10 protein-coding genes are annotated in these 13,222 nt (G+C 49.9%); 8 read left to right on the top strand and 2 right to left on the bottom strand.

Annotation, left to right across the window (positions count from 1 at the left end; all coding sequences use genetic code 11):
• Positions 1-79 precede the first annotated feature (79 nt).
• Together uraA and upp are read right to left on the bottom strand one after the other, a co-directional pair.
• Positions 80-1,378 carry a uracil permease gene (uraA, locus tag SJI19_RS00255; RefSeq protein ID WP_323476255.1) on the bottom strand — a complete coding sequence of 433 codons (1,299 nt, stop codon included), beginning with the start codon at positions 1,376-1,378 and terminating at the stop codon, positions 80-82.
• Positions 1,379-1,434: 56 nt separating this feature from the next.
• Positions 1,435-2,061 (bottom strand): uracil phosphoribosyltransferase, encoded by a 627-nt coding sequence (upp, locus tag SJI19_RS00250; RefSeq protein ID WP_323476254.1) that lies wholly within the window; start codon positions 2,059-2,061, stop codon positions 1,435-1,437.
• A gap of 232 nt (positions 2,062-2,293) precedes the next feature.
• Between upp and purM the strand changes: the two genes are divergently transcribed.
• From purM to SJI19_RS00210, 8 genes are all read left to right on the top strand, one after another.
• Positions 2,294-3,331 (top strand): phosphoribosylformylglycinamidine cyclo-ligase, encoded by a 1,038-nt coding sequence (gene purM / locus SJI19_RS00245; RefSeq protein WP_323476253.1) that lies wholly within the window; start codon positions 2,294-2,296, stop codon positions 3,329-3,331.
• Positions 3,331-3,969: a phosphoribosylglycinamide formyltransferase gene (purN, locus tag SJI19_RS00240; RefSeq protein WP_323476252.1), complete on the top strand. Its 639-nt coding sequence runs from the start codon at positions 3,331-3,333 to the stop codon at positions 3,967-3,969. The genes purM and purN overlap by 1 nt, the downstream gene beginning before the upstream one ends.
• 472 nt (positions 3,970-4,441) lie before the next feature.
• Complete coding sequence (gene ppk1 / locus SJI19_RS00235; RefSeq protein WP_323476251.1) at positions 4,442-6,511, top strand: polyphosphate kinase 1; 2,070 nt, start codon at positions 4,442-4,444, stop codon at positions 6,509-6,511.
• A 3-nt stretch (positions 6,512-6,514) separates the two neighbouring features.
• On the top strand, positions 6,515-8,038 hold the full coding sequence (gene ppx / locus SJI19_RS00230; RefSeq protein WP_323476250.1) for an exopolyphosphatase: 1,524 nt from the start codon (positions 6,515-6,517) through the stop codon (positions 8,036-8,038).
• 393 nt (positions 8,039-8,431) lie between these two features.
• A complete protein-coding gene (locus SJI19_RS00225; RefSeq protein WP_323476249.1) occupies positions 8,432-8,662 on the top strand; it encodes a YfgG family protein in 231 nt (76 codons plus the stop codon).
• 237 nt (positions 8,663-8,899) lie between these two features.
• The gene (locus tag SJI19_RS00220; protein ID WP_323476248.1) at positions 8,900-10,336 is read left to right on the top strand and encodes a magnesium transporter; all 1,437 of its coding nucleotides are present in this window, start codon (positions 8,900-8,902) and stop codon (positions 10,334-10,336) included.
• 130 nt (positions 10,337-10,466) lie between these two features.
• Entirely contained in the window at positions 10,467-10,664 is a 198-nt protein-coding gene (locus SJI19_RS00215; RefSeq protein WP_323476247.1) for a hypothetical protein, read from the top strand.
• Between the two features lie 27 nt (positions 10,665-10,691).
• Entirely contained in the window at positions 10,692-13,076 is a 2,385-nt protein-coding gene (locus SJI19_RS00210) for a diguanylate cyclase domain-containing protein (protein ID WP_323476246.1), read from the top strand.
• The last annotated feature ends 146 nt before the right edge of the window (positions 13,077-13,222 follow it).

The following is a 13,222-nucleotide window of genomic DNA, read 5'->3' as shown; positions in this document are numbered from 1 at the left end:
CGCTGCCCAGCGGCTGCCAACTTTATCATAAGATGAATTGGGCACCCTCCGGGTAGCGACGCTAGACCCGAGTGCTGGGTTAGTAGCTGTTCACATCACCGACGGCTGGCGGTTCAGCATCGATAATCACCTCTTCACCGCGCACCAACGTAATCAGCTTGAACAGTAGGCTCAACCCAATACCCACCACCGTAGCTAATGCCATGCCCTTTAGCTCAACGGCACCGAGACTCACTTTCGCGCCACTGACGCCAATAATCAGTATCACTGAGGTAAGAATCAGATTTTGCGGCTTGTTGTAATCCACTTTCGATTCAATGAGTACCCGAATGCCCGATGCGGCGATAACACCATACAATAGCAATGACACCCCACCCATTACCGGCACCGGAACCGCCTGGATTGCGGCAGCCAGTTTCCCGACGCACGACAGCAAGATAGCCAGGATCGCCGCACCGCCGATGACCCAAGTGCTATACACCTTGGTGATGGCCATTACGCCAATATTTTCCCCATAGGTGGTGTTTGGTGTGGATCCAAAACAGCCAGAGATAATGGTGGAAACACCGTTGGCGAACAATGAACGATGTAGACCAGGGTTGCGCAACAGATCGCGTTTAACGATATTTGCCGTCACTACTAAATGACCAACATGCTCGGCAATGACCACCAGGGCGGCGGGCAGTATGGTCAGGATCGCCACCCATTCAAAGCGTGGGGTATAAAATGTCGGCAGTGCAAACCAATGGGCCGCCGCTATCGGAGATAAATCCACTACCCCCATCAGGCATGCCAGGGCATAACCTACCAGCACGCCAATCAGAATAGGAATAATGGCCAGGAAACCACGAAATAACACCGAACCGAGCACCGTGACACCCAGGGTTACCAGCGAAATGATGATCGTCGAGCTGGCCACCGGTGTGCCTTCTGTTGGCAGTAATCCCGCCATATTGGCGGCAACGCCCGCCAGTTCGAGGCCGATGACCGCCACAATAGCGCCCATAGCCGCCGGCGGGAACACCACATTGATCCAGCCATTACCAGCAACCTTGATAATTAGCGCGACGAAACAAAACAACACGCCGCAGGCGATAAAACCGCCAAGTGCGACTTCGTATCCCAGCGGCAACAGCAACAGTACCGGCGAAATAAAAGCAAAACTGGAACCCAAATAAGCCGGGATCTTGCCTTTGCAAATAAACAGATACAGTAGCGTACCTATGCCGTTGAATAACAATACCGTGGATGGGTTAATTTTAAATAGAATCGGCACCAGCACCGTCGCACCGAACATGGCGAACAGGTGCTGAAAACTCAGCGGAATGGTTTGTAACAGCGGGGGGCGCTCATCAACGCCAATAGCACGACGGGTCATGTCTACATCCTCAAAAACATCATCAAAAAAAAACCGACCCGTTGGTCGGCTTGTTTTTATTTGGTACCAAATAACTTATCGCCCGCATCACCTAGGCCGGGCATGATGTAACCATGCTCATTAAGGCCCTGGTCAATCGCCGCAGTATAGAGTTCGACATCGGGATGGGCGTTGCCCAGCGCGGCGATACCTTCGGGCGCGGCGACCAATACCAGCACCTTAATACTTTTACAACCCGCTTTTTTCAGTAAATCGATAGTGGCGATCATTGAACCGCCGGTGGCCAGCATGGGATCAACCACCAAAGCCATGCGCTCGTCGATGTTGGACACCAGTTTCTGAAAATAGGGTACCGGTTCTAAGGTGGTTTCATTGCGATACATGCCCACCACACTAATGCGCGCGCTGGGCAGATTTTCCAGCACCCCGTCCATCATGCCAAGTCCGGCGCGCAATATCGGTACTACGGTTATTTTTTTGCCTTTGATTTGTTCAACTTCTACCGGACCACACCATCCTTCGATGGTGACTTTTTCAGTTTCGAGGTCAGCGGTAGCTACATAGGTCAGTAAACTTCCCACTTCGGAGGCCAATTCACGAAAACGTTTGGTACTGATATCATTTTCACGCATTAAACCTAATTTATGCCTGACGAGCGGGTGTTTTACTTCAACGATCTTCATTAGTCTTCTCCCAAGTAGCGTTGAATGGTCAAAAAAATCGCGAGATTATAACCCCTTTTTTTGACCAAGCCCTATCAAAATAGATGATCTTGATCAACGCTATAGATAAATACCTTTGGCGCAATAAAAGCAGCGGGGTTTGACGACACTACTCGCAAACGTTTGCTCACGCTGTTAGAATTGCCGGCGCCCGATTTCAACCGCAACATATCATCTCCGTGGGGATCTTGCAGTGACCGATAAAACCTCTCTCAGCTATAAAGACGCAGGTGTGGATATCGATGCCGGCAACGCATTGGTCGACCGTATCAAAGGTGTAGTTAAACAGACTAGACGTCCGGAAGTGATGGGTGGACTGGGTGGCTTCGGTGCGCTGTGCGCGCTGCCGCAAAAATATCGCGAGCCGATATTAGTCTCTGGCACCGACGGCGTCGGCACCAAACTGCGTTTGGCGATGGATTTAAAACGTCACGACACGATCGGTATCGATCTCGTGGCCATGTGTGTTAACGATCTGGTTGTGCAGGGTGCCGAGCCACTGTTTTTCCTGGACTATTTTGCTACTGGCAAACTTGATGTGGATACCGCAGCCCAGGTCATTACCGGTATCGCTGAAGGGTGCAAGCTGTCCGGCTGTGCGCTGGTGGGCGGGGAAACAGCGGAAATGCCTGGCATGTACCACGGCGAGGATTATGACGTGGCTGGCTTTTGCGTTGGTGTGGTGGAGAAATCAGAAATTATCGACGGCAGCAAAGTTTGCGCCGGCGATACTCTGCTGGCGTTGGCGTCGAGCGGTCCGCATTCCAACGGCTATTCCCTGGTACGTAAAATTTTAGAATTCAGCCAGACCGACCCGTTGCAAACCCAACTGGCAGGCAAATCTCTGGCCGATCATCTGCTCGCGCCCACCCGTATTTATGTCAAGACGCTGCTGGAACTCATTGCCCAAACCGACATCCACGCCATCGCCCATCTTACCGGCGGCGGTTTTTGGGAAAATATTCCCCGCGTGCTACCTGACAATACCCAAGCGGTAATAGATGAGAGTAGCTGGCGCTGGCCTGCGGTGTTTGACTGGTTGCAACAGGCCGGTAATGTCAGTCGCCATGAAATGTACCGTACCTTTAACTGTGGCGTGGGTATGGTTGTTGTCGTACCGTCGCACAGCGCTGACCAGGCGTTACGTTTGTTGAACACGCTGGGCGAAACCGCCTGGAAACTCGGCGAAATTCAGGCGCTAAATGGTGCGGATCGGGTCGTCATTCGGTAATGAAAACGATTGTCGTGCTGGTATCAGGGGAAGGCAGCAACCTCCAGGCAATCATTGATGCCTGTCAGCAGGGAAAACTTAATGCGCGGATTGCCGCCGTGCTAAGCAACCGGCCAGACGCTTACGCCTTGCAGCGCGCCATGCTGGCAAAACTGCCGGCGCAGGCGTTTAATCCGCGTAGTTTTCCCGATCGCAAGTCGTTCGATGACGTGCTGATGCAACACATAGACACTTATGTACCGGACGCGGTGATCCTGGCCGGTTATATGCGTATTCTTTCTCCACATTTTGTCGCGCATTATGCAGGCCGGATGTTGAATATCCACCCATCCTTACTGCCCCGCTATCCTGGTTTACACACCCATCAACAGGTGTTATCCAATGGCGATAGTGAGCATGGAACCTCGGTGCATTTTGTCACTGAGCAGTTGGATGGCGGTCCGGTGGTGTTACAGGCCAAAGTCCCGGTATTCTGTAACGATAATGAAGACGATCTGATCGGCCGTATTAAAACCCAGGAACATGATATTTATCCCCTGGCCATCGACTGGTTGCTGGCCGGGCGGCTGACCTTGCGCGACGGCGCCGCCTGGCTGGACGGGCAACCGCTACCGCCCCCAGGTTATGCCGCTGACTAAAGCTGTCTACCATTGGCCGCAGGCAGCATAGCCTGCGGCTACGGCACACCACTTAGCACAACCGCGCCGGTAATTTACTCTTTCCTTTCATGCAGTGTGAAAAAAATAAACAACCGCTCGGTGGCGCGATACGTCACTCAGCTAGCCTGATAAAAAAACACCGTGTCATCCAACACCCGCGCAGCCAGCCGCATATGATGGGCCATCGCCTTCACAACCAGCGCCGCTGACGATATGACTCATTGAGTCGACGGTAGCGAGCAGTTTTACCGCTGGAAAACCGTTTTATTGTCATATTTTCCTGATATATAGGAGCAAGCCTTGGGGCTGGGGGATTATGCAAGACAATGTTGTCAGTAAGATAATGAGATGACAATCTCAAGAAGGTAGTTATGTTGGACTTTGGCTCCCCGAGGGCGATAATACTCACAACACAGGATCCTTCCTTCCTGAACAAATTTACGGAGTGGCAATGGGTCAGGAAAAGCTTTATAGCGAAAAAGAGTTAAGTTGGTTGTCGTTTAATGAGCGCGTTTTGCAAGAAGCCGCGGATAAGACCAATCCGCTGATAGAACGGATGCGTTTTCTGGGCATTTACTCCAACAACCTGGATGAATTTTATAAAGTCAGGTTTGCCGAATTAAAACGGCGCATCCTGATTAGCGAAGAGCAGGGATCGAAGGTGACCTCCCGCGATCTGCTCAATAAAATCCAGGCCAAGGTGCTCAATACCGAACAGGAATTCGATAACCTGTATAACGATTTGTTGCTGGAAATGGCCAGGAACCAGATTTTCCTGATAAATGAACGCCAGCTGTCACCCAATCAGCAGGAATGGCTGCGTTACTACTTTAAGCAGCAATTACGCCAGCATATTACACCGATTTTAATTCAGCACGACACCAATTTGGTTGAATTCCTTAAGGATGATTATACTTATCTGGCCGTGGAAATTATTCGGGGTCAGGAATCCAATTACGCACTATTGGAAATACCGGCGGATAAAGTACCGCGCTTTATTAACTTGCCTGCAGAGCCGCCAAGGCGACGTAGGCCAATGATTTTATTAGATAATATATTAAGATATTGTCTTGACGATATTTTCACCGGGTTTTTCGATTATGATGCACTGAACGCGTACTCAATGAAAATGACCCGCGATGCCGAGTATGATCTGGTCACGGAAATGGAATCAAGCCTGTTGGAATTAATGTCGTCCAGCTTGAAACAGCGCCTGACTGCCGAACCGGTCCGGTTCGTCTATCAGCGGGATATGCCAAACGCCATGGTAGAAATGTTAAAGGATAAGCTTGGCATTTCGTCATATGACTCGGTTATTCCCGGTGGGCGATATCACAATTTCAAGGACTTTATTACTTTTCCCAACGTGGGCAAGGCTAATTTAGTCAATAAGCCGCTACCGCGACTACGCCACACGCGGTTTGAACATTTTCGTAACGGTTTTGATGCGATTCGTGAACGGGATATTTTGCTGTACTACCCTTACCATACCTTTGAGCATGTGTTGGAACTGCTGCGTCAGTCCTCTTTCGATCCCAGTGTTATTTCGATAAAAATTAATATATACCGGGTAGCAAAAGATTCCCGGATTATCGATGCCATGATACACGCCGCCCATAATGGTAAAAAGGTCACCGTGGTGGTTGAACTGCAGGCTCGCTTTGATGAAGAAGCCAATATCCACTGGGCGAAACGACTGACCGAAGCTGGCGTGCACGTTATTTTCTCTGCGCCGGGTCTAAAAATCCATGCCAAGCTGTTTTTGATATCCCGCCATGAAGGGGGCGATATCATGCGTTATGCCCATATTGGCACCGGCAACTTTAACGAAAAAACCGCCCGGCTCTACACTGATTATTCATTGATTACCGCCGACCCGCGCATCACCAACGAAGTCCGACGGGTATTTAACTTTATTGAAAACCCGTACCGTCCGGTGAGTTTTGACTATTTAATGGTCTCGCCGCAGAACTCACGTCACATGCTGTATCAAATGATCGATCAGGAAATTGCCAATGCGCAGGCCGGTTTGATCTCTGGCATCACGCTGAAAATCAATAATTTAGTGGATCAAGGCCTAATCGATCGACTCTATACCGCGTCCGGCGTAGGCGTAAAAATAAAGATTCTGGTGCGTGGCATGTGCTCATTAATCCCGGATTTACCTGGTATCAGTGAGAATATTCAGGTTACCAGCATCGTCGATCGCTATCTTGAGCATGATAGGGTTTATGTGTTTGAAAACAAAGGTGATGCTAAGGTTTTTCTTTCATCCGCCGACTGGATGACGCGTAATATCGATTACCGGATAGAAGTGGCGGTCTCGTTGCTCGACCCGCGCCTAAAACAACAGGTGTTGGACATTTTGGCGTTATTGTTCAGCGATACAGTAAAAGCGCGCTATATTGATGCCCAATTGAGTAATCACTATGTGCGGCGCGGTAATCGTCGTAAAGTTCGCGCGCAGACCGCCATCTATGATTATATTAAGCGTCTTGAACAACCTGGAGAACAAGCCTGACGTATGCCACTAACTAATTCAAGCACACCCAAGCCCGAAGAGTTCGCCGCCATCGATCTGGGTTCAAACAGCTTTCATATGGTGGTTGCCCGGGTGGTGAACGGCGCGCTGCAGGTGTTAAGCCGCTTAAAACAGCGGGTGCATCTGGCCGATGGCCTCGATGCCAACAACAGGTTGAGCGACGAGGCCATGACGCGCGGCATTAACTGCCTGACGCTGTTTGCCGAACGTCTGCAGGGTTTTTCCCCGCTGCGGGTATGTATCGTCGGCACCCATGCCCTGCGAGAAGCGGTTAATTCTGAAGAGTTCCTGACCCGGGCGGCGCAGGTTATCCCCTACCCCATTGAAATTATATCCGGCCATGAAGAAGCACGGCTCATCTTCATGGGCGTCGAGCATACTCAATCGGCAAAAGGCCGCAAGCTGGTGATTGACATCGGCGGCGGATCTACCGAATTGGTAATCGGTGAAAATTTTGAACCCATTCTGGTGGAAAGCCGGCGCATGGGCTGCGTGAGTTTTAGTAATCAATTTTTCCCCGCGGGCGTTATCAGCCCGATCCATTTTCGCCGCGCCCGCCTTGCCGCTGCGCAAAAAGTGGAAACTCTGGCCTGGCAGTATCGGCTGCTAGGCTGGCAAGTGGCTCTTGGCGCATCGGGAACCATCAAAGCAGCTTGCGAAGTGTTGTTGGAATTGGGTGAAAAAGATGGAACCATCACCCCGGAACGATTACAGCTGCTGCATGACAAAGTGATGAAGTTTAAAAATTTCAGTGATCTTAACCTACCGGGCTTGTCCGATGAACGCAAAAATGTGTTTGTCCCCGGTCTGGCTATCCTTTGTGGGGTGGTTGATGCCCTGGCCATTACCGAACTCAAGTTATCCGATTGTGCCCTGCGCGAAGGTGTACTGTATGAGATGGAAGGCCGTTTCCGCCATCAGGATATTCGTTCACGCACCGCACGCAGTCTGGCTGAACATTATAATATCGATAGTGATCAGGCCAAACGGGTATGCGACACCACGGAAAATCTTTATCAACAGTGGGTGGTGCAAAACGAAGATTTACAAAATCCGCAGCTTGAAGCCTTGCTGAAATGGGCAGCGTTACTGCATGAAGTCGGCCTGGGTATTAACCACAGCGGTCTGCAACGTCATTCAGCCTATATCCTACAACAAACCAATATGCCGGGATTTAACCAAGAGCAACAGCTGCTGTTGGCCACACTGGTGAAATTTCACCGCAAGGCGGTCAAGCTTGACGACATGCCGCGACTAAACTTGTTTAAGAAAAAACATTTTTTGCCTTGTCTGCAATTGTTGCGCCTGGCGGTATTGCTAAACAATCAACGCCAAGCCACCTCAATAACGCCACTACGGCTTACTACCAATGAAAGTCATTGGACGTTGAGCTTTCCCGCCGATTTTTTTTCACAAAACAACCTGATGCAACTTGATCTGGAGCGAGAGCAAGAATATTGGCAGGACGTCACGGGCTGGTCGCTAGACATTGACGAAAATCTATAGGCGGCTGGCCGCAAGCGAATGGACCCCGATGAGCTGACATAAGTCAGTGATTCGGGTGAATGAGTGCCGCTAACGCATCTGCAGCTTGAAAGATGAAGGCTTATAGCCAATAGCTTTCGAGTTGCAGGAAGGCCACAAGCGAATGAACCCCGATGAGCTGACATAAGTCAGTGATTCGGGTGAATGAGTGCCGCTAACGCATCTGCAGCTTGAAAGATGAAGGCTTATAGCCAATAGCTTTCGAGTTGCAGGAAGGCCACAAGCGAATGAACCCCGATGAGCTGACATAAGTCAGTGATTCGGGTGAATGAGTGCCGCTAACGCATCTGCAGCTTGAAAGATGAAGGCTATATCGCTTAATGCTTGGTAAACACCCAATTTAGTGGTTTAATCATGATCCATTCTAGAGGAGGAACCCTTGCAGTGAAGTTGGCTTATTCTATGCGCAGACGACGAACATCGGGACGAATGACCCGTTGGATTTTGCTCATCAGCTTTTTTATCTTGTTTGCTCGTTTGGTATTTGCAACCTTGGGTGCTTGGCACTATCAGCTGAATGATATCGAAAAAATTGCCCACCCCGTTGAACAAATACGCAATATCGGTGATCGCGATAATAATTAACTTAGCCATTACCTCACTCAGAATTTTACCTGCCCCTTCTTTTTTCCAGTGTCGCGGTGATTTTTAGCGTTTGACTCTGCTTTAGCGTTATATTTTGCCCCAGTTTTTCTCGTCCGGATTATGCTACTTATAGGCTTCACCTAACGCCGCCGCCGGGTGGTCCGTCGATATCCTGTTTAGTGGCATTACGTTGCGGCTCGGCCACGTTACCGATTAACCATGCCCCGGGGTAAAGTTATGCCTGTTGAACAACATCAAACGCTGCCGCTGACGCAGTTACGCCGTCAGGTACTTGGGTTATTACTGGCCAACCGAGGTCTGGTTGATAGCATACTGGCACGTCCGGCGCGCGATGGCAGTAGCTCACCGCAGGATTTGATTGATCAGACTGCTCAGTTGGTGGAAATACAACATCAACTGCATGCGGCGGATTTAGCCGATATACTTGAAAGTCTGCCTCATGATGAACGTTTGGCATTCTGGCGAATCATTGATAATGATAAACGCGGTAAAACCTTGGTGGAAGCCTCGGAGAATGTTTGGGATAGCCTGATTAGTGAAATGAGCAATCGCGATATCCTTACGGCTATTCGGCCGTTGGACATCGACGAACAGGCTTATTTGGCCAGATACCTGCCACGGGATTTGGTGGGCAGGATGCTTACCGCCCTCGAGCCGCAGCGTAGGGCGCAGGTGCGCTCGATGTTGAACTTCGAGCACAACACCGTGGGTTATCATATGGATTTTGAGCTGGCGACGGTGCGTCCCGACGTGAGTCTTGCCACGGTCCAACGTTATTTGCGCTGGCGAAAAACCTTACCGACAAACAGCGACAAGCTGTTTGTGGTCAATCGACATAACCTGTTGGTGGGCGAGTTGGCGCTGTCTACCCTGTTACTTAACCCCCTCAATAAACAGGTGACGGACGTTATGGATGACCACCCCACCACCTTTCATCCGGAAGATCTGGCGGAAGACGCCGCTGGCGCCTTTGAACGTTATGATATGATCACCGCGCCGGTGGTTGACGTCAAAGGCAAGCTGATGGGCAGGCTCAGCATTGAGCATGTGGTGGATCTGTTTTTTGAAGAAAATGACAGTAACCTGCGCAATCTGGGCGGTTTAAGTCCTGCTGAGGATATTTTTGCTCCCGTGCGCCAAACGGTACGCACGCGTTGGGCCTGGCTGGCCATCAATCTTTGCACCGCGTTTATCGCTTCTAGGGTCATTGGTCTGTTCGAAGGCGCTATTTCACAGTTAGTGGCCCTGGCAGCCCTAATGCCCATTGTCGCCGGCATTGGTGGCAATACCGGTAATCAAACCATCACCATGATCGTTCGCGCAGCAGCGCTCCATCAATTGGAACCGGGAAACACCCGGTTTTTATTGCTGCGCGAATTAGGCGTGGCGGTGATTAACGGCCTGGTGTGGGGCGGGATTATGGGTCTCATCACCTGGTTGCTTTATCATGATGCGGGACTCGGCGGCGTCATGATGTTGGCTATGTTGCTGAATCTACTCCTGGCGTCACTCATGGGCGTACTGATCCCCCTTATTATGATGAAGGTCGGTCACGACCCAGCCGTAGGCTCGAGCGTCATGATCACTGCAGTCACCGACACCGGTGGTTTTTTTATCTTTTTGGGACTGGCCTCATTTTTTTTAATACATTAAACGTCTTTTCCGTTAGTCTTTGCATTGCCACTCAGTGGTTACAACTCAAGAAAAACGGTATTGGGACAAAGAAGAACGTGTTAGGCGATTTATAGGCTATTCTAATTATAAGAAATATCAGGATATTAAAATGAATGCCAATAAAAATACCGCTAATAATAATTATGGCATATGGATTTTCATTGCGGCAGTGTCGCTGCTGATATTGAGTATTTCTATTGCTTGCCTGGATCTGAACCATTCTGTCGCCCCCCTTTCTCCGTTATGGTTGACTACTGCGATACTGCTGGCTGCGCTATTTGCATGTCCATGGTTTTATTGGCCTTAGCTCATATTGTGTAGCGCTTTCGCACTGGTGATCGCCCATATAGTGACCGGAACACCGGTAATAAACAGTTTGCCGCTGATGTGCATTAGCCTCGCCGAGGCTGCTTTAGGGGGGTGGTTGCTGCGTTGGGTGTTAAACGAAAACGATCCCCTCGACGGCATTGTATCCTGGCTATCATTTTTCCTGGTGGGGGTGATATTGGTGCCACTGCTAGGTGGGCTGGCCGCCGGCTACTTTTCTCCCTACCATCACGGCGATTATGCCCTCTTCGTGCTGCAATGGTTTACCTCAGAAGCGTTGGGTATTCTGGCGTTGACACCGGTGGGGCTGCTGTGGCATCACGACGCACCAAACATGCTGCCCACACTGCGTTCCTGGTTAGAGCTGCTGCTGTTCATCGTGCTGACCTTGGCAATTTGCTATTTTTCGCTGCACTATTTCCCGTTTCCGCTGATCTTAATTATCCTGCCCTTAATCATTGGCGCAATGCGGCTACCCCGCTTTGAAGCCTTTTGGTTATTTCTGGTGACAACAATTGCCTTATATAGCGCACAGGTGAGCGGGTGGGTTAAGCTTGATCTTCCACCAAATACCCAACTAGGGATGCAACTGCATATCCCTTTGTTGATAATATTGATTCCCGCCAACACCATGGCCATGGTCATGAACGCTTTTCGCACCGAACGCAGCCTTATAGAGCAAAACGAAACCCGTTTTCGCAATGCGATGGAATATTCCGTCATCGGCATGGCTTTGGTTTCATTGGATGGCCTCTGGTTGCAGGTGAATAAATCGCTGTGCCGGTTTCTGGGCTACAGTGCGCAACAGTTACATGAACTCAGTTTTCAGCAAATTACTCATCCAGACGATCTTAACAACGATCTGACCCAACGTGACGACCTGCTAAAAGGCCATATTGAAAGTTATACCCTGGAAAAACGTTATATCCGTAGCGACAGTAAGATTGTTTGGGCATTGCTGGCAGTCTCGTTGGTGCGTGATAAACGTAATGCGCCACTGTATTTTATCTCGCAGATTGAGGATATTACCGACGTCAAGGAGAGCGAGATGACCCACCGGCGTCTGATGGAGCGCATTACGCTGGCTAACAAAGCCGGCGGCGTAGGCATTTGGGAATGGGATATAAAAACTGATATTTTAAGCTGGGATCAACGCATGCGGGAAATCTACGCCATGCCTCCCGACGAGCGGGTCAATTATAACTATTGGTTGTCGCGTGTGCTTGCAGAAGATCGCATTGTGTTATTGAAGAACATTCGCCTGGCTCAATCACACAATACGCCTTTTTTACTGGAGTTTCGTATTCGCCACGACAACGGTGACATTCGCCATATCCGTGCCTACGCCAATATGCTCAAAGATGATAATAACCACGTGGTACGCATGATTGGAGTCAATTTGGATATGACCAGCGAGGTCCGGCTCACTAACGATCTGCACGAGGAAAAGGAACGCCTGCATATTATTCTGGATTCCATTGGCGACGCGGTAATATCGGTGGATAGTCACCTGCGGGTTAACTTTATGAACCCGGTGGCGGAAAGCATGACCGGCTGGGATCTGGAAAATACCCGCGGCCAGCATATCGATAAGATCTTACATATTAGCGTTGGTGCCGATGGCCCACAGTTACCGGCTTCCATTGAAAAGGAACGTCAGCGGCCGCAGGATATCATCGCCATCGACAGCGTGCTGGTATTAAATAATCGCCGCGGCCAATTGTTTGATATCCATTATAGTTCGACCCCATTAAGAAACCTGAAAGGAGAGAACGTGGGTGCAGTGCTGGTCATTGAGGATGTCAGCGAATCGCGACAGTTATTGCAACAGCTGAGCTATAACGCGTCCCATGATGTACTCACCGGTCTGCCAAACCGCGCCAGCTTCGAGAAACAGTTGGATAATGCGTTAATGACCGCCCGCACGGAGAAACATGAACATGCGCTGGTATTTATCGATTTAGATCGGTTCAAGGAAATCAACGACACGGCAGGACATGTGGCCGGCGATGCGTTGTTATTGGAACTGGGTCAACTAATGCAAGAAAAGATTCGACACTACGACTGTCTGGCGCGCCTGGGTGGCGATGAATTTGGCCTGCTATTGCCGAATTGCTCCCAAGCGAATGCCCACCTATTGGTACAACTGATTATCCAAGCGATAAATAACTATCCGTTCTGTTGGCAAGATAAGTTATATCACATTGGCGGCAGTGCCGGCATCACGATGATAAACCAGCAAAACTGTCATGATAAGGACGTCATGTTACAAGCCGACATTGCCTGTTACAACGCCAAACATAACGGACGCGGGCGGGTTTTGTTATTCGAAAAACATCAACAAATTGTTGAGCAATCCACTCATCCGAGCGAAGTAGTTAACCTACTCTGACCCGCTGGCAACGTATTGACATTACCGTGCTGGTAAAACACACCGGTAAAAATGCCTTCTCACTATCGAACGGGCTAGACAACCGTTCTTTTATTCTTCAGTAAGATTTGTCGCCCTATTTTCAGGCCCCTATTTTCAGACCCATA

It is taken from the genome of Acerihabitans sp. TG2 (genome assembly GCF_035013185.1).
In the GTDB taxonomy this organism is placed as follows: domain Bacteria; phylum Pseudomonadota; class Gammaproteobacteria; order Enterobacterales; family Enterobacteriaceae; genus Acerihabitans.
This window is presented reverse-complemented; position numbering and strand designations above follow the sequence as displayed.